Below are 19,032 nucleotides of genomic sequence, written 5' to 3'. Positions count from 1 at the left end.
TTATTGTTTCTTTGAAAACAAACCGGATGCATTGCAAGGATACTATATTGAGGACTCAAAACAACTGGCCTTATTCTAAACTTATCCCGAACTCAGGTATGAAGGTCTGACCGGCGATATTGCCTATAATCCGCAGTTGCAGCGTGCTGCCTGTGTCGATATTCGCTATGTATTGTTTGTCATCGATAAATATGCCGGTGCCAAGCATCTGATAGACGAAATGACTATCGTGCGTTGACATGATACATGTTCTTAAAAAAACATGGTAATGAAATAAAGAAAACGTGGCGAGAGATAAAAAAAACGCCGGGACGAATTGAATGATTTGTCCCGGCGTTTTTCTTTGTATATTAATGTTTCTTTTCTTTCTCTTCTTCCTGAGGTATGCGGAAAGCTGTATACAGTTCCAGTACGGCTGCAATTGTCAGACATGCAACCCACTCGTTTCGTTTCCAGAGTATCATCATCACTCCGGCTACCACCAGCAGGATGGCTCCGATAATTTGCTGGCGACGTAAGCGGCGGATAACGATGTTTTTACCTTCGTAGCCGCTCATGACCTGTACATAAGCAAACATAATGGCACCTATTAGATAAAAATACGGAGCCCATACCAGTTTGGTTATCTGTAACGCTGCTCCCAATAATAAAACTATCGCCCCTACGATAGCTATGACAGAATAGTATTTACTCATCCTTGTTCTTTTTCAAATCTTCTTCAAAAATATAAATATCCTCGTTTTCTTTCTTCATCAGATACTTTTCGCGGGCAACTTTTTCCAGTTCCTCCGGATTGGAAGTCAGTTCTTTCAGTTCACGGCTATCCCTTTCGTACTGCTTGCGGTAATGTTCGATTTCAGTATTGAGTGTACGAATCTCACGCCAGTGCGAAAAGCGCTGTATCAGACTGTTTTCTTCATCCAATACACCGATTATCAGCAAAAAGGCAAGTATCGTAATGAGATATTTATGCCGACGGATGTATTCCCATGCTTTTTTCAGTTTGCTCATATAATCTATCCTAATGATTCACAGGCAAAGATAGTGATTATCTGTGAAGTCTGTGTGTTCGTAGATTTTATTTTTTCAGAACGGGAGGACGCCATTTCCCGATGATGTACTTTTACTGTCGAATATTTACCCGGCATTGATTGCTTATTTTATGTTATAATTATGCAATATTGTGTACTTTTCTGTCAAAATGAATGATTTTATTCTATTTTTATTGATTATTGAAAATATTTTCTATATGTTTGTGACATAGAAATAAGGTAAAAAAGAAAGGAATACAGAATGGTTTACGACATTGAGATGCTGAAACGCTTTTATGCATCGTATGCAGTGCATGTAGATGCGGCGCGTGTAAAACTGGGAAAGGCCATGACATTGGCAGAGAAAATACTTTATGCTCATTTGTATGATGCGGGCACAGCTGCCGCTTTCCGTCGTGGAGAAGATTATGTAAACTTTCGTCCGGACAGGGTTGCCATGCAGGATGCTACGGCACAAATGGCATTGTTGCAGTTCATGAACTCAGGAAAGGATAGTTCTGCGGTTCCTGCTACGGTACATTGCGACCATCTCATTCAGGCATATCGCGGAGTGAAAGAGGATTTGCCTGTAGCCGAAGAGACGAACAAAGAGGTATATAGCTTTTTGAAGAGTGTTGCCTCCAAATATAATATTGGTTTCTGGAAACCGGGGGCGGGTATCATTCATCAGGTTGTTTTGGAGAATTATGCGTTTCCGGGAGGAATGATTGTAGGAACCGATTCACATACTCCTAATGCCGGTGGTCTGGGTATGATTGCCATTGGGGTAGGAGGAGCTGATGCTGTAGATGTGATGACCGGTATGGAGTGGGAGCTGAAAATGCCGAAGCTTATCGGTGTGCGTCTGAAAGGTAAGCTGAATGGTTGGGCTTCGCCGAAAGATGTCATATTGAAACTGGCGGGTATGCTTACCGTAAAAGGAGCTACCAACGCCATTATAGAATATTTTGGAGAAGGAACGGCTTCTCTGTCTGCTACCGGAAAGGCAACTATCTGTAATATGGGTGCCGAGGTGGGAGCTACGACTTCTATTTTCCCTTATGATGCGGAAATGGAAAAGTATCTGTGTGCTACAGGACGTAAGGAAGTGGCAACGATGGCTTCGGGTAATGCGCTGTATCTGAAGGCTGATGCAGAAGTAGAAGCTCATCCGGAAAGCTATTATGATAAGGTTATCGATATCGACTTGTCTGCACTGGAACCTTATATCAATGGGCCGTTTACGCCCGATGCGGCATGCCCGATATCGGAATTTGCGGAAAAAGTACGTACAAACGGTTATCCGCAGCGTATGGAAGTGGGGCTGATAGGCTCGTGTACAAATTCTTCGTATCAGGATTTAAGCCGTGCTGCTTCGCTGGCACGTCAGGTGAAAGCTAAAGGGTTGAAAATGGCTGCCCAGCTTATCATCAATCCGGGCTCGGAACAGATTTACTGTACGGCGAAACGTGACGGAATGATAGCCGATTTCGAGGCGGTAGGTGGTGTGATTATGACAAACGCCTGCGGTCCGTGCATCGGGCAGTGGAAACGTGTGACGGATGATCCGCTGCGCGCCAATTCCATCGTGACTTCGTTTAACCGGAATTTTGCCAAGCGTGCCGACGGAAACCCGAATACGCATGCCTTTGTAGCTTCGCCGGAACTGGCTATGGCGCTGGCTATTGCCGGTGATTTGTGCTTCAATCCGCTGACCGATTCGTTGACTAATGAAAAAGGTGAGCTGGTCAAGCTGGATGCACCTGTAGGAGAAACGCTGCCGGATAAGGGATTTACGGTAGACGACAACGGATATGTAGCTCCGGCTGCCGACGGCAAGAATATAGAAGTTTCGATTGCTCCCGATTCGAAGCGCTTACAGAAACTGGCTCCTTTTGCGGCTTGGGATGGAAAGGACCTGACAGATATGCCGTTGTTGATTAAGACACAGGGCAAATGTACTACCGACCATATCTCGATGGCGGGACCGTGGCTCCGTTTTCGCGGACATCTGGAAAACATTTCCGACAACATGCTGATGGGAGCTGTAAACGCATTCAATGGCAAGACCAATAGTGTGTGGAACAGACTGACGGGCGAGTATGAAGCCGTTTCGAGTGTGGCAAAGCAATATAAGGCAAAAGGCATTCCTTCTATTGTAGTGGCAGAGGAAAACTACGGAGAAGGTTCGAGTCGTGAACATGCAGCTATGGAACCTCGCTTCCTGAATGTGCGCGTAATTCTTGCCAAGAGTTTTGCCCGCATTCACGAAACAAACCTGAAGAAGCAAGGTATGCTGGCACTTACCTTTGTAAATAAAGACGATTACGACAAGATACAAGAACACGATCTCATCTCGGTAGTAGGACTGGATAGCTTTGCTCCGGGAAAACCGTTGCAGGTAATCGTGAAACATGAAGACGGAACAGAAGATTCATTCCTCGCATCGCATACGTACAATGAGATGCAGATCGGTTGGTTTAAAGCAGGGTGTGCCCTGAATACATTCAAAAAACAATAAAAAAGATTATGAGTAAAGTCTATATGCAAGATGGTCGGCTGGTAGTGCCCGACTGTGTAACAGTTCCTTTTATAGAAGGTGATGGAGTAGGAGCTGAGATAACTCCTGTATGTCAGCAGATTGTAAACGAAGCCGTTAAGCTGGCTTACAGCGGTAAACGCTCCATCGAATGGAAAGAAGTGCTGGCAGGTGGAAAAGCTTTTGCACAGACTGGTGAATGGTTGCCGGAAGCTACGATGGATGCTTTCCGCGAGTATCTGATAGGTATTAAGGGACCGCTTACTACACCGGTAGGTGGAGGAATCCGTTCGCTGAATGTTGCTTTGCGTCAGACGCTCGACTTGTATGTCTGCCTGCGTCCGGTACGCTGGTTCCGTGGAGTCGTTTCTCCCGTCAAGGAACCGGAAAAAGTAGATATGCATATTTTCCGTGAGAATACAGAAGATATTTATGCCGGTATCGAATGGGAACAGGGTACTCCCGAAGCGCAGAAATTTTATGCTTTCCTGCGCGATGAAATGGGCGTGAAGAAGGTACGTTTCCCCGAAACTTCATCGTTCGGGGTAAAGCCTGTTTCGGTAGAAGGGACCAAACGTCTGGTACGTGCGGCTATTTTGTATGCGTTGCAGCATAAACTGCCGTCGGTTACACTGGTGCACAAAGGAAACATCATGAAGTTTACCGAAGGAGGTTTCAAGCGCTGGGGGTACGAAGTGGCAGAAACGGAGTTTGCCGACCGTACGTTTACGATGAACCAGTACAATCAGTTGAAGAAGGATTTGGGCGAAGAATCAGCAAAAGCTGCACTGGCCGATGCGATGAATACAGGAAAAGTTATCATCAAGGATTGCATTGCCGATGCTTTCTTGCAGAATACGCTGCTTATTCCGGAAGAATATTCGGTTATTGCCACCCTGAACCTGAACGGAGATTATATATCCGACCAGTTGGCTGCTATGGTAGGTGGCATCGGAATCGCTCCGGGAGCCAATATCAATTACCTGACGGGACATGCCATTTTCGAGGCTACTCACGGTACGGCCCCCGATATTGCCGGAAAGAATGTGGTGAATCCCTGCTCGTTGTTGCTGTCGTCTGTCATGATGCTGGAATATCTGGGATGGAAAGAAGCTGCTACCCTCATAACCAATGCTCTGGAACAACTGTTTGAGGCGGGAGAAGCAACGTCCGATCTGGCACGCTTCATGCCCGAAGGAAAAGCTTTGGGTACGAAAGAGTTCGGACAGCGTGTGTTAGAATCATTATAATCAAGAGCGTATCAAGACATGAAAAAAGAATACATCGTATATAAACTTTCGGAGTGTGCCAAACAGGCATGCCGGATAGACAATGAGCTTTTTACGAAATACAACGTGAAGCGCGGATTGCGTAATGAAGACGGAACGGGTGTTCTCGTGGGACTGACCAAGATTGGTAACGTTGTAGGATATGAACGTACGGAAGATGGCTTGAAGCCTATTCCCGGAAAACTGTTTTACAGAGGGTATGATCTGGACGATATTGCCCACGCCCTGCTGAGAGAAAAACGTTTCGGCTTCGAGGAAGTTGCTTATCTGCTGCTTTCGGGAGAACTGCCCGACAGCGAACAACTGGAGGCTTTCAAGGAGCTGATAAACGACAATATGCCGCTCGACAAGAAGACGACCATGAATATCATCGACTTGGAGGGACAGAACATTATGAACATCCTGGCACGAAGTGTGCTCGAAATGTATACCTTCGATCCGAATCCGGACGATATCTCACGCGATAACCTGATGCGTCAGTCCATCGAACTGATATCAAAGTTTCCTACTATCATTGCTTATGCGTACAGTATTTATCGTCACAGTATTCACGGACGTTCGCTTCATATCCGTCATCCGCACGAAAACCTGTCGATAGCCGAGAACTTCCTTTACATGATAAAGAAGGACTATACGCCGCTGGAGGCTCGTATGCTCGATTTGCTGCTGGTACTTCAGGCAGAACACGGTGGTGGTAACAACTCAACCTTTACGGTACGTGTAACCAGCTCTACCCGTACAGATACTTACTCCAGCATTGCGGCAGGCATCGGCTCGTTGAAAGGTCCTTTGCATGGCGGTGCGAATATACAAGTTGTCAAGATGTTCCATCACCTGAAGGAAGTTATCTCCGACTGGACGAACGTAGATGAAATAGATACGTACCTGATGCGTATGTTACGTAAGGAGGCATACGACGGCAGTGGGCTGATTTATGGTATCGGACATGCCGTTTATACCATTTCCGACCCCCGTGCTGTACTTCTGAAAGAGCTCGCAAGCGAACTGGTTGCCGAGAAGGGATGCGAAAAAGAATTCGCTTTCCTCGAACTGCTGGAGCAGCGTGCCATAGAATGTTTCAAGAAAGTGAAAGGGACGAAGAAACAGGTTTGTTCGAACGTCGACTTCTATTCAGGATTTATCTACGAGATGATGGGTCTTCCGATGGAGATTTATACGCCGCTCTTTGCCATGGCACGTATCGTAGGATGGACGGCACACCGCATCGAGGAATTGAATTTCGAGGGACGTCGTATCATTCGTCCGGCATACAAGAACGTGCTTGAGGAAGTCGGGTATGTTCCTATAACGGAGCGATAAGATTTCTTTTTGATAACTGTTTGCATTCAGCACAAGAAACTGTCTGGGTTTTCGTTTGGAAAAGCGTAAACGTGGACAGTTTTTTATTGTGTTTTAGCGGGTATATAAAAGTACTGAAAGGGTTGTATGCCAGTAATCTTTTCGTTACCTTTATTGTCGTAAATACAGTAACTGAATCTTATATGAAAAAACATTTGTTATTAGTAGGAACATGTATCTGCATCATGTTTCCGGTGCAAGCACAAAATTTGAAGCTGTGGTATCAGCAACCGGCAAAAACGTGGGTAGAGGCATTGCCCATAGGAAATTCTTCGATGGGGGCAATGGTGTATGGAGGTACATCGCACGAGGAATTGCAGTTGAATGGAGAAACGCTTTGGGGAGGCGGACCGTACAGAAACGACAATCCGAAGGCGTTGGAGAGTCTGAATGAAGTACGCAAGCTGATCTTTTCGGGAAAGACAATGGACGCGCAGAACTTGATTGACCAGACATTTTATACGGGGCGGAACGGTATGCCTTATCAGACAATCGGAAGTCTGGTAATTGAAACACCGGGGCATGAGAAGGCAGTAGATTACTATCGTGACCTCGATTTGGAAAGGGCTGTGGCAACAACTCGTTATCAGGTGGACGGAGTAAATTTCCAGCGTGAGGTGTTTGCCTCTTTTCCCGACCGTGTGATTATTGTCCGTTTCACAGCCGACCGGCCGGGCAAACTGAATTTTAAGGTTGGTTATACTTCTCCGCTGCAAAGTACGGTAAGAAAGCAGGGAAAAAAGCTGGTTCTCCGCGGCAAAGGAGGTGACCATGAGGGAGTGAAGGGAGTGATAGAAATTGAAACTCAAAGTCAGGTGGTAGCCGAAGGAGGCAAGGTCAGTCTGACGGATGAGGCTATTTCTGTAGAGCATGCTACATCGGCTACTCTATATATTGCGGCGGCAACCAATTTTATCAATTATCACGATGTCACTGGTAATGAAAGTAAAAAGGCTTCGGCCCTGCTGACCGCTGCTCTGAAGCACGATTATCCTTCGGCACTGAAAGCTCATGTCGATTATTATCAGTCGCAGTTCGATAGAGTTTCCTTGTCGCTCGGGGACGAAGATACAGAAGCGTCCAGGCAGGAAACCGTCAAGCGTGTTGCCAGCTTCAGTCAGGGACACGATCCGGCATTGGCAGCACTGATGTTTCAGTATGGCCGTTATCTGTTGATTTCTTCTTCGCAGCCGGGAGGACAGCCTGCCAACTTACAAGGTATATGGAACGATCAGTTGAACGCTCCTTGGGATGGAAAATATACAATCAATATCAATACCGAGATGAATTACTGGCCGGCAGAGGTTACCAATCTGTCGGAAACCCACGAACCTCTGTTCAGTCTGATACAAGATTTGGCTGTGACCGGACGTGAAACGGCACACACGATGTATGGATGCAGCGGGTGGGTGGCTCATCATAATACGGATATCTGGAGGGCAACTGGTCCGGTGGACAAGGCTTTTTACGGTACATGGCCTGTAGGAGGTGCCTGGCTGACGACTCACTTGTGGCAGCATTATTTATATACCGGCGACAAGAGCTTCTTAAAGCAGGTTTATCCTGCCATGAAAGGGGCAGCCGATTTCTTCCTGGACTATATGATACCTCACCCTAAGTATGGATGGAAAGTAACGGCTCCTTCCATGTCGCCCGAACATGGTCCCAAAGGAGAGGATGCCGAAAAAGCTTCTACTATCGTATCAGGCTGCACAATGGATAATCAGATTATTTTCGATGTATTGAACAATACGCTCAATGCTTCCGAAGTTTTGGGGCTTTCGGAAGGTTATCGCGATTCGTTGCGAACATTGATTTCTGAAATGCCTCCGATGCAGATAGGGCGGTATAACCAGTTGCAGGAATGGCTGGAAGACTTGGATGATCCTAAAGACGGGCATCGGCATGTATCACATGCTTATGGCCTGTTCCCCAGCAATCAGATTTCTCCGTTCACTCATCCGTTGCTTTTTCAGGCTGTTAAAAATACCTTGCTGCAACGTGGCGACAAGGCTACGGGATGGTCTATCGGATGGAAGATTAACTTGTGGGCACGTTTACTCGATGGCAACCATGCATATAAGATGATTTCCAATCTGCTGGTATTGCTTCCGAGCGATGAGGTGAAGGATAAATATCCGGAAGGTCGAACTTATCCCAATCTGTTTGATGCACATCCTCCTTTTCAGATAGATGGAAATTTTGGATTTACTGCCGGAGTAGCGGAAATGTTGTTGCAGAGTCACGATGGAGCTGTGCACTTGCTTCCTGCTCTGCCGGATGAATGGGCCGAGGGAAAAGTGAAGGGTTTGGTGGCTCGTGGCGGTTTTGTAGTCGATATGGACTGGAATGGCGTTCAGTTGAATACAGCCAGAATACATTCCCGTCTGGGTGGCAACTTGCGTCTGCGTTCGTATGTTCCACTGAAAGGAGAGGGGCTGAAACCTGCATCGGGCAAGAATCCTAATCCATTGTTCGTACAGGCTGAGATAAAGGAACCGCTGGTATCGGAGGAAATCAATCCGCAGTATCCTGTCATTCCCAAAGTATATGAGTACGATTTGACGACGGAGGCTGGAAAGGATTATGAGATAACAAGAGGTATGTAGTAGGTTATGAAAATTTCTCAGATCTTGTTATAACAGATGTTCGGGAAGTTTTTTGGAAAAGTGGTGTTATTTCCCCAAGAAGGTGCCCGTATTACGGCTATTTTTTGTACAAAAAAAATTTTTATTTGTACAAAATTTCCGAAAACGTGCAGAGGTTTTTTCTGAATCGTCTGGACGAATAGATAAAGTAACCTTGCTTTCCGATAAAGGCTAAGCAGGCTTTAGGAGGAATAGGTTGTTTAAGCTGTATGGTGAGAACTGAAGGCATACAACTGATACTTCGTGATATATTGATAAATAAAACAAGCTCCGGATGGGTGACTGGTAATCGATAGGATTATTTTCACCATCCGGAGCTTGTTTTTTCTTATCTGAGGTAAGTGGCCTCGATGCCAACTTGAGAGCAGTCGGCTCCCATCGGAGGATTCTGCTTGTAAAGAGCGATATTGACTTCGCTGATTGTTGGAAAATCGTCCAGCAGCCTCCTGGCTATTCTCCATGTTACATGTTCCAGTAGTTGGGAAGGAATACCCATCTCCTTTTTCACGGCACTGAACACTTCCGCATAGTTGACGGTACCTTCCAGTCGGTCGGTTTCCGCCGCTTGTGTGAAGTCTGTCTTCAAGCGCAAGTCGATGGTGTATTCTGCACCCACCTGATTTTCCTGAGGAAGCACACCGTGATAAGCATACAGTTTCAGGCCTTTCAGGTGGATATACATGTTTGCTGTCGGTTTCATAGGATTATCCGCAACGAGATGTTCCGCAAGTCTTACAAATCAGGCAGCCTTCCTGGTAAACCAAGGTTTCGTGTCCACAGTTAGGACATTTCATTCCTTTGGCTTCGGTTCCGTCTTGTACATATTTCTTCAGTGCACGCTGTACACCGTTCTTCCAAGTGTTGATGTTTTCGCTGTCGAGCTGCAGTGAGCTAACCAGCTTGATAACCTGTTCGATAGGCATACGGTAACGTAATACACCCGATATCAGCTTGGCATAGTTCCAGTATTCCTTGTTGAACTTCTCGGACAAACCTTCGATAGTCATCTTGTAGCCTCGCTTGTTCTCGAACTGGAAGTCGTAGTGTTTGGTTCCGTCTTCGTCGTAACTCTTGATGATACGTCCTGAAGTAACAGATTTTGGCAGTACGATACCTTCTTCGTCGTCTTGCAGACCGGTGAATATTTCATATGGATGACCGTCCAGCAGTCCGACGAAAGCTACCCATTTTTCTTTGTTGTTCTGGAAACGGACAACATCTGCTTCGAGTACACGCGGACGTACTTCTGTTATCTGAGGTGGTTTGCAGTGGCAGTCATCTTCTTTCGGAGTGTCTTTTTTCTTCTGTGTAGAGATAAGAACTCCCGCACGTGAGCCGTCGCGATATACGGTACAGCCTTTACATCCCGAGCGCCATGCTTCTACATACAGACGGTTTACCAGCTCTTCGTCGACAGAATTCGGCAAGTTGATGGTAACGCTGATAGAATGGTCTACCCATTTCTGAATACGTCCCTGCATCTTGACCTTCATCAGCCAGTCTACATCGTTTGATGTTGCTTTATAATAAGGAGATTTGGCAACCAGTTCGTCTATTTCTTCTTGTGTATAATGCTTGTCTGGATCATATCCGTTGATTTTCATCCAAGTGAGGAACTTGTGATGGAATACCACGTATTCTTCAAAAGCATCTCCTGTTTCGTCTACGAAGTCAATATGTACATTGGCATCGTTCGGATTTACTTTGCGGCGGCGTTTGTATACCGGCATAAATACAGGTTCGATACCCGAAGTGGTTTGAGTCATCAAGCTGGTTGTTCCGGTAGGAGCGATGGTAAGACATGCAATGTTACGGCGGCCATATTTCTTCATATCCTCGTACAGTTCCGGATCGGCATCTTTTATACGGTTGATAAACGGATTGTTTGCCTCACGTGCTGCGTCGTATATTTGGAATGCTCCACGTTCTTTTGCCATGTTGACAGAAGAACGGTATGCTTCGATTGCAATGGTTTTGTGAACTTTTTCAGAGAATTCGGTAGCTTCTTCTGTTCCGTAGCGTAATCCCATGGCTGCAAGCATATCTCCTTCGGCAGTGATACCTACTCCTGTACGGCGTCCTAATCCGGATTTGTGATAAATCTTTTCCCACAGATGACGTTCAGTTCCCTTTACTTCTTCGCTTTCCGGATCTGAATCGATCTTTTCCATGATTTTTTCAATCTTTTCAAGTTCCAGATCGATAATGTCGTCCATGATACGTTGTGCCAGTCCGACATGTTTCTTGAACAGTTCAAAGTCGAAATAAGCTTCCGGAGTAAACGGATTTACTACATACGAGTACAAGTTGATGGCCAGCAGACGGCAGGAGTCGTACGGACACAAAGGAATTTCACCACAAGGATTGGTTGAAACTGTGCGGAATCCCAGGTCTGCGTAGCAGTCGGGTACTGATTCGCGTATGATGGTATCCCAGAACAATACACCGGGTTCAGCCGATTTCCATGCGTTGTGTACAATCTTCTTCCACAAAGCCGAAGCATCGATTTCCTTCTTTACTTGAGGATTTTCAGAATCAATCGGGAACTGTTGGGTATAGGTACGGTTCTCAACAGCAGCCTGCATGAATTCATCGTCCAGCTTGACAGAAACATTTGCTCCTGTAACTTTTCCTTCTGTCATTTTAGCATCGATGAATGCTTCTGAGTCCGGATGTTTGATTGAAACGCTAAGCATCAGTGCACCGCGGCGTCCGTCTTGAGCAACTTCACGAGTTGAATTTGAATAACGTTCCATGAAAGGAACCAGACCGGTAGAAGTTAATGCAGAATTCTTGACCGGAGAACCTTTCGGACGGATGTGTGAAAGGTCATGACCTACACCTCCACGACGTTTCATCAATTGTACTTGCTCTTCATCGATGCGGATGATTGCACCGTAAGAGTCGGCCGATCCTTCCAGACCGATAACAAAACAATTGGATAGTGAAGCTACTTGATAATCATTTCCGATACCCGTCATCGGACTTCCTTGCGGAACGATGTACTTAAAGTGATCGAGTAAGCCGAAGAGTTCTTCCGAACTGAGTGCATTAGGATATTTTGCCTCAATGCGGGCTACTTCATTAGCTATACGCCAATGCATATCCTCAGGAGATTTTTCGTAGATGTTTCCAAAGGAATCTTTTACTGCGTACTTGTTTACCCACACGCGAGCAGCAAGTTCATCCCCATTAAAATACTGTAACGAGGCCTTGTAAGCTTCGTCATAGCTGTACGTTTGTTTTTCCACTTTTATATAATGATGTTAGTTCGTTATTCTGTAATATGTATAGTTTCGCTTTTTATTCAATAACAAACTGCTGCAAAGCTAAAGATGTTTTTCTGATTTGCAAAATAAAACAGGAAGAAGTTATCAACAATCTGAAAAGTTTTCCGTTTTTATGTTTTAAATGTTTGGTAATTAGTTGCTTGGCTATTTGTGGGTGCTTGCGAAGTTTACTATTTTGAATAACAATGCTTTATTCTTGTGTTTGTTGGCGTTTCATTGGCATATACTTATTTTTTATTTGTATCTTTGTAGATAAATTAAAAATATTGATTATGGATTCTATAAAAAACAGACGTACGATACGTAAATACAAGGCTCAGGACGTTCCGGCTGATCTTTTGAACGAAATGCTCGAAACTGCTTTTCGTGCTGCTACCATGGGAAATATGCAATTGTATAGTGTGGTAGTGACTCGTGATCCTGCTATGAAGGCTAAGTTGGCGCCTGCTCATTTTAATCAGCCGATGGTGACTTCTGCTCCTGTTGTCTTGACTTTCTGTGCCGATTTCAATCGCTTCAGTAAATGGTGTCGTCAGCGGAAGGCAGAACCGGGTTATGATAACTTGCTTTCTTTTATGAATGCAATGACAGATGCGTTGCTGGTCACTCAGAACTTTTGCACGATTGCGGAGGATAAGGGACTGGGAACTTGTTTTCTGGGTACTACTATTTATAATCCTCATCAGATTATAGAGATTTTACATTTACCGGAGCTGGTTGTTCCTGTTGCAACTATTACGTTGGGCTATCCGGATGAAACTCCTGTTCAGCCCGATCGTTTGCCGATAAAGGGTATTATACACGAAGAGGTTTATCACGATTATACGCCAGAGGATATAGACGAAATCTTTGCTTATAAAGAATCACTTCCTGAAAACCGTCAGTTTGTGGAAATCAATCACACTGAAACTTTAGCTCAGATTTTTACGGATATCCGTTATCGGAAAGCTGATAATGAAGTGATGTCGGACATGCTGAAGAAAACATTGAAAGAACAGAAATTCGATAAGTAAAAAACATTACTCAGTTTCTATCCTTATATTTCTCTTTTCTGTTCTGCGTTGGTTGAAAAGTGAAACAGGTATTTTAGCACAAGTCTGGGGAAAACTTAGATAATAAAAAATCGCCCTCTCAAAAATTTTATTTGAATTTCAGAGGGGGCGATTTCTATTTTTATTTGATGATAATTCCGAATGTTGGGAATGTGAATCTTTAGCTGTAATACATTTCCTTTTTCTTCGGGTATCAATGGTTTCATCTTTATTTCTGATGCAAGCTGGCTTCTATTTCTTCGATTTCAGCCTTGAATGCTTTGTCTACTTCTACTTGATCTTTTACAATCTTGCATGCATGAAGTACGGTAGCATGATCCTTATTGCCGATGAGTTGACCAATCTTGGATGAAGAAGTGTCTGTATGTTTCTTTGCCAGATACATGGCAACCTGACGTACTTGGACAACTTCACGTTTACGCGTTTTAGTATGGATGGTCGAAGCATCTACCTTGTAGTGGCTGCATACCTTTTCGATAATATTATCTACTGTGAGCGGTTTCACCTCAGCACAGCGTACAGCCTTGCGTACGATGCGTTGCGCTAAGTCGAGGTTTATTTCACGCTTCAACTGGATAGAGTATACTAACAATGAGTTTACGATACCTTCCAGCTCACGTACACTTTCGTTTACGTTTTCAGCAATGTAGCAAATAACAGATTCAGGAATGATTAATCCATCACGGCGAATCTTATCGCGCAGGATATTCTTACGTAATTCGATGTCCGGTTTTTCCAATTCTGCTACCAGTCCCCATTTGAAACGAGTCAACAAACGATCCTCCATACCCTGCAACATTACGGGAGCACGGTCGGATGTAAGAATCAATTGCTTGCCGTTCTGATGCAAGTGGTTGAATATATGGAAGAATGTATTCTGCGTCTTTGTAACTCCCGCAAACTCTTGAATATCATCGATTATCAGAACATCAATCGTCTGATAGAAACTGATGAAATCGTTAAAGTGGTTTGTGCGTACAGAATCAGTGTATTGTACCTGAAACAAATGAGCAGATACATAGAGCACACGCTTTTCTGGATATAATTCCTTGATACGTGTACCTATAGCGTTGATAAGGTGAGTTTTTCCTACACCCGACGGACCGTACAAAAACAACGGGTTGAATGTACGTGCCGGATTCTGTGCTACTGTTTCTGCAACGGTTCTGGAAAACTCATTGCTTGTTCCTTTTATAAAGTTTTCGAAATTGTAGTTCGGGTTCAAGTGTGGATCCAGATCCTGTACAGCCGGAGCTTGTAACAGGCTGGGTGCTTTATTACCATTATGTATAGGCGTTTGCGGAGGCAAAGCTGACGAACGCTCTGTCCCTTTCATGTCAATGGCTATATGATTTGTCTTATCGGTAAGGATAGAATACATCAACTCTGTTCCTTCACCAATCTCCTTATATATAGCGGCACGCAAAAGTCCCACATATTTTTCCTCTAAGTATTCATAGAAGAAAGGACTGGGGACTCCGATTGTCAAGGCCTTATCCTCAAATTTTAATGGTACGACAGGTTCGAACCATGTTTTATAGGCTGTCGCATTAACGTTATCCTTTATGAAATTTAGGCAACGTTTCCATAATACAATAGCCTGATTGTTCTCAATCATATTTAATCTGTTATTAATAAAGCGAAACTTCTACGCTGCAAATTTCGTAATCAATTTTCAGAAAAACAAATCTCTTTTTGCTTGCTTTTTTGATTAATCTTGCAATGTATTGTAAATCAGTATATTGTTTACTAAAGCTTTTTGATTGGCAATTTTTGTGATTTGCTTGTTTGCAAGAAGTTGTTTCTCAAATATTTATATATTTGTATGATTCTTGTCTGTTTTTAACTTGCTGATATCCCGGTGTTGAATATCAGCAAGTTATTGTTTCTTATAAGATGATATAACCTTATTTTACTATTTAGAATATTTCTATATAAGCAAGATTATTTGTCTTTTTTTCCGAAGAGCGAGAAGTGTACATAACGTTTTGGGTGTGCCTTTAAATCTTCCAGCAGACTGGCTGCATTGGCAGTCGTTGCATTCAGGTTGTTGTATAGGCTGGAATCGTTCATCAGCAGTCCTAAAGAGTTGTCTTTTCTGTTCAGTTTATCGGTGAGCAGATATACATTATGAAGTGTTGAGTCTGCTTTTGCAATAGTAGCTGCATAGTCAACATCCTTCAGGTTATCGCTGATTGTCTTCAGGTTCTCTGTAATAGCGGTTACATTACTGGTGAGTTTAGGAACATCTGTCACCATCAGTTTGTTTAACTGTGTGCTTGTTGCATTCAGTGAGGCAGTCAGTTGTTCGGCATTATGCAAAGTTTTGCTTAATGCAGGATCGGCAAGCAGTTTGTTTAGTGAGCCTAAGATTGAGTCCAATTTAGGCAGCATCTGTTCTACTTTGGGAAGCAATTCTTTTTCGGCTGCTCCCAGTAATCCGGTATTTGCTGTTCCTGGCAAGGTGTCCCCTTCATTATAATAAGTATTGCTTTCATGGTTCAGCAGCAGATTCATCTTGACGGTTCCCAGCATTTCGGTTATCAGTTCGGCGCTACTTCCGGTAGGAATTTTCATTTCCTGATCCATCTCTATACCAACCACTACGTGTCCGGGTTTCTGGTAATTATATTGTATGTCGCGGACGATGCCGACTTTAAAACCATTGGCAAATACAGGACTCGATTGTGCAAGTCCGTTGATGTCTGTGAACTCTACATGATAGTAGCTTTCCGGTTTGAACATGTTAACCCCTTTCAGGTAATTTACTCCACAGTAGAGAATGATGAGTGCGGCAATTCCTGCAAAACCTATTTTTACTTCTTTTCTCATATTTATCTGGATTCTTTTTTGTTATCTGTTTTTCTTAAATTCTCTGATAGCTTGGTTGATATTCATTTTTTCGCCATTCTTGAATGCTATGATAAAAGCATCTTTGAATTTGCTGTCTACTTTATTGCGTTTCAGCCGAAGTATCCGGTTGTAGTCTGTACCTTCTCCGTAGGTATACTTATAGATTCCGTTTTCCTTATAATAGCTTACGGGAGAAAGTCCTTTAAAGAGTCTGCTTCTCGATGGAAGTACTCTGTCGGATGTAAGAATCTGTATTTTAAATACAGGCTTGGCTGTTTGAGCTTTTTCTGTCGGTCGAGATGACTTTTGTACAGAAGCCTGTTCTGAAACCATTTCTTCACTTGGCAGCGTTTCTGCATATTCCTGCTGTGGTGCCGACTGTTCGGTTATAGTATCTTCTTCCGGTTCGCTGGCTGGTAATGCAGACGTGGTACTTTTCTGGCTGCGCTGCTTATAGTTGAGGAACGCTTGATAGATGCTTTGTGCCAATGCCGACGAGCCGTTTTCTGAAAGCAGATATGCTTCTTCTCCGGGGTTGGTGATATATCCAAGTTCAATCAATACGCTGGGCATGGATGTTTCCCGAAGTACCAGAAATCCAGCCTGATGCACTCCTTTGTCTGCGCGGCGGGCGTTTTGGCGGAACTGCTGCTGTATCATGGTTGCGAAACTGACACTTTGTGACATATACTTATCTTGCAGAAATTCGAAGATAATGTAACTTTCTGCCGAATTAGGGTTGAATCCGGCATAACGTTGCTTGTAATCATCTTCTATCAGGATTACCGAGTTTTCTTTTTTGGCGACCTCCAGGTTTTCCTGAGTGCGGTGTAGTCCTAACGTATAAGTTTCCGTTCCACAGACTTTGCTGCTTTGTGAGGCGACGGAATTGGTATGTATTGAGATGAATAAGTCGGCTTTTGCGTTATTTGCTATTTCTGCTCTTGTATGCAGCGGTACGAATATATCTTTCTTGCGGGTATAAACGACTCGCGTGTTGTTGCAGTTGTTTTCGATGAGCCGACCCAGTTTTAATGCAACATTCAGGTTGATGTTCTTTTCGCGTCCGCGTCTGCCTATTGCTCCGGGGTCATTTCCTCCGTGTCCCGCATCGATGACTACGGTGAACTGCTTCTGAGAGGCTCCCTGTACGTGCTCGGGCAGGCCGGATATCAGTAAGATACAGATGATGCAAAGTATGTTGAATGTATTCTTTTTCATATGGCTTATTCGTTGCAAAGGTAATAGTTTTTTTGTACTCTGTCTTCATTTAAGGAGATAAGAATTAACTAATCAGTAGATAACGCCTATAAAAACAATTAAAAATACAATATGTTTTATGGGTTTTGTGTAATTTTGCCGTTCGTTAAATCAGAACATTTATGTTACAGTTTATAAAAAATTGGACACTTCCTCTTGCCATGCTTGCCGGAGTTATCGGATATTTTTGCTTTGCGACCTTCGATTTTCTGGCTCCTGCCAAGCCCCTTGTAAAGGTAATGATAGCATGGCTCACTCCTTTTCTTATTTTTGCCCAGCTGTTGTTGACCTTCTGTAAGGTGGAAGTAAAGGAACTTGTTCCGCAGCGCTGGACTGTATGGCTGCTGCTTATCCAGTTTGTTTCTTGTGTCGTAATCGCATCTTTACTGCTTTTTCTGCCGCTGAATGAATATTGGAGTGTAGCACTGGAAGGAACTATGGTCTGTTTGATTTGCCCTACTGCCACAGCTGCTGCTGTCATTACCGGAAAGCTGGGAGGAAGTGCGGCTTCGCTGACCACTTATACGTTGTTGTCGAATCTGCTGGCAGCCGTCATTGTGCCGCTGGTTTTTCCGTTGGTTGAACCTTCGGATATGGCTTTTGGAGAATCTTTTCTGCGTATTTTAGGTAAAGTGTTCCCGTTGCTGCTGTTTCCTTTCTTTACCGCTGTGCTGTTGCGTCGTTTCTGTCCTCCGGTACATCGCTTTTTAGTGAGTCTGAAAGATATGGCATTTTATTTATGGGCATTGGCTTTGATTATCGTAATGGGGCAGACTACGAAATCGGTTGTCGAAGGGGATACCTCCATGGGTGAGGAATTCCTGATAGCACTGTTGGCACTTGTCGCTTGTTGTCTTCAGTTTTGGGCTGGAAAGAATATCGGGGGTATGTATTCCGACCGTATCAGCGGCGGACAGGCATTAGGGCAAAAAAATACGGTCTTGGCCATATGGATGGCATGTACATATTTGAATCCCGTTTCGGCAATAGCTCCTGGAAGTTATGTAGTATGGCAGAATATCATCAATAGCTGGCAACTTTGGAAAAAGAGAAAGAACGGTTAAGCATGTACTCGGCGTATAACGACGGTTCCTTTTACGGAATTTATAAAAAAGATGACCCGGGAAGTCTTGGTAGGATCCTGAATCTTTGAAATTATATATTATATAAATAAGGTGTAGCGTTTGGCGGGTTAGTGTTATTAGTTAAGCTTGGTCGGGTAACACTTGCCGCAAGGCTTTCGGATGTCGTTCGGCGTTCTTTTTATTACATAGTGACATTCCGTTGAAAATTTGTACAAAAAAAATAAGTTTTTGTACAAATTTTAAAAAAACGTCCAGACGTTTTCGAGAGAATAATCAGAGGTATTTCGGCTAACGTCGTAATGTCGTTGTGATATGTTGCCGAAATATTGCTAAGCAGACGGCGAGGCAAGATACAAGTCGTATGGTTTACAACCTTTAACAAACTGTCTATATGACGGATAATTGTAGATATCTCATTCAATATGTTCTTATTTGGATAGCTTTGAAACTTATTTATAATTTGGGGTATACTTTTTCTTAGGGTAAGTTCTTTTCATTTTAAAAATAAATTATCCGCAATTCTTAAAATAACGTGAGTTCGACGAATTCAAAACAAAGCGAGCTGTGTGTCAAGAGTTCTTGTAACATTGATACACGGCTTCTTCGGAAAGCAACAATATGCAGCA

At 43.8% G+C, this 19,032-nt stretch carries 13 protein-coding genes and 1 pseudogene; 7 read left to right on the top strand and 7 right to left on the bottom strand.

Annotated features, from left to right (window positions below; translation table 11 throughout):
* Positions 1 to 97 precede the first annotated feature (97 nt).
* Positions 98 to 238, top strand: a pseudogene (locus tag ACZM60_RS11910) (S46 family peptidase); the annotation flags it as partial.
* 112 nt (positions 239 to 350) lie between these two features.
* Here the strand turns inward: ACZM60_RS11910 and ACZM60_RS11905 are convergent.
* The gene (locus ACZM60_RS11905; RefSeq protein WP_340319431.1) at positions 351 to 695 is read right to left on the bottom strand and encodes a hypothetical protein; all 345 of its coding nucleotides are present in this window, start codon (positions 693 to 695) and stop codon (positions 351 to 353) included.
* Positions 688 to 1,011 carry an FtsB family cell division protein gene (locus ACZM60_RS11900; protein WP_021970797.1) on the bottom strand — a complete coding sequence of 108 codons (324 nt, stop codon included), beginning with the start codon at positions 1,009 to 1,011 and terminating at the stop codon, positions 688 to 690. Before ACZM60_RS11900 ends, ACZM60_RS11905 begins: the two co-directional genes overlap by 8 nt.
* A gap of 282 nt (positions 1,012 to 1,293) precedes the next feature.
* Here ACZM60_RS11900 and ACZM60_RS11895 point away from each other — a divergent pair, with 282 nt between their 5' ends.
* The 4 genes from ACZM60_RS11895 to ACZM60_RS11880 all read left to right on the top strand — a co-directional run bounded on the left by ACZM60_RS11895 (position 1,294) and on the right by ACZM60_RS11880 (position 8,827).
* Positions 1,294 to 3,552 (top strand): aconitate hydratase, encoded by a 2,259-nt coding sequence (locus ACZM60_RS11895; RefSeq protein ID WP_489521607.1) that lies wholly within the window; start codon positions 1,294 to 1,296, stop codon positions 3,550 to 3,552.
* Positions 3,553 to 3,560: 8 nt separating this feature from the next.
* Positions 3,561 to 4,820 (top strand): NADP-dependent isocitrate dehydrogenase, encoded by a 1,260-nt coding sequence (gene icd, locus ACZM60_RS11890; protein ID WP_021970800.1) that lies wholly within the window; start codon positions 3,561 to 3,563, stop codon positions 4,818 to 4,820.
* Positions 4,821 to 4,838: 18 nt separating this feature from the next.
* Positions 4,839 to 6,179, top strand: a complete 1,341-nt coding sequence (locus ACZM60_RS11885; protein ID WP_340319429.1) for a citrate/2-methylcitrate synthase — start codon at positions 4,839 to 4,841, stop codon at positions 6,177 to 6,179.
* Positions 6,180 to 6,361: 182 nt separating this feature from the next.
* Complete coding sequence (locus tag ACZM60_RS11880; RefSeq protein WP_489521606.1) at positions 6,362 to 8,827, top strand: glycoside hydrolase family 95 protein; 2,466 nt, start codon at positions 6,362 to 6,364, stop codon at positions 8,825 to 8,827.
* Positions 8,828 to 9,194: 367 nt separating this feature from the next.
* On the opposite strand, the gene folB is transcribed toward ACZM60_RS11880, so the two are convergent.
* Both folB and ACZM60_RS11870 read right to left on the bottom strand, forming a co-directional pair.
* A complete protein-coding gene (gene folB, locus ACZM60_RS11875) occupies positions 9,195 to 9,566 on the bottom strand; it encodes a dihydroneopterin aldolase (RefSeq protein WP_021970803.1) in 372 nt (123 codons plus the stop codon).
* Positions 9,567 to 9,570: 4 nt separating this feature from the next.
* Complete coding sequence (locus tag ACZM60_RS11870) at positions 9,571 to 12,117, bottom strand: adenosylcobalamin-dependent ribonucleoside-diphosphate reductase (RefSeq protein ID WP_021970804.1); 2,547 nt, start codon at positions 12,115 to 12,117, stop codon at positions 9,571 to 9,573.
* Positions 12,118 to 12,428: 311 nt separating this feature from the next.
* Between ACZM60_RS11870 and ACZM60_RS11865 the strand changes: the two genes are divergently transcribed.
* Entirely contained in the window at positions 12,429 to 13,169 is a 741-nt protein-coding gene (locus tag ACZM60_RS11865) for an NADPH-dependent oxidoreductase (protein WP_021970805.1), read from the top strand.
* Between the two features lie 247 nt (positions 13,170 to 13,416).
* Here ACZM60_RS11865 and dnaA read toward each other — a convergent pair whose 3' ends face one another.
* The 3 genes from dnaA to ACZM60_RS11850 all read right to left on the bottom strand — a co-directional run bounded on the left by dnaA (position 13,417) and on the right by ACZM60_RS11850 (position 17,282).
* Positions 13,417 to 14,826 (bottom strand): chromosomal replication initiator protein DnaA, encoded by a 1,410-nt coding sequence (gene dnaA, locus ACZM60_RS11860; RefSeq protein WP_021970806.1) that lies wholly within the window; start codon positions 14,824 to 14,826, stop codon positions 13,417 to 13,419.
* Positions 14,827 to 15,152: 326 nt separating this feature from the next.
* Positions 15,153 to 16,040, bottom strand: a complete 888-nt coding sequence (locus ACZM60_RS11855; RefSeq protein WP_418587283.1) for an MlaD family protein — start codon at positions 16,038 to 16,040, stop codon at positions 15,153 to 15,155.
* A 21-nt stretch (positions 16,041 to 16,061) separates the two neighbouring features.
* Entirely contained in the window at positions 16,062 to 17,282 is a 1,221-nt protein-coding gene (locus ACZM60_RS11850) for an N-acetylmuramoyl-L-alanine amidase family protein (RefSeq protein ID WP_489521605.1), read from the bottom strand.
* A gap of 161 nt (positions 17,283 to 17,443) precedes the next feature.
* On the opposite strand from ACZM60_RS11850, the gene ACZM60_RS11845 reads away from it, so the two are divergent.
* Positions 17,444 to 18,385, top strand: coding sequence for a hypothetical protein (locus tag ACZM60_RS11845; protein WP_021970809.1), 942 nt, complete (start codon positions 17,444 to 17,446; stop codon positions 18,383 to 18,385).
* Positions 18,386 to 19,032: the final 647 nt, after the last annotated feature.

The organism is Phocaeicola sp. (assembly GCF_057861905.1).
Note: the sequence above shows the minus strand (reverse complement) of the source record. Positions and strands in the feature narration are given on the sequence as shown.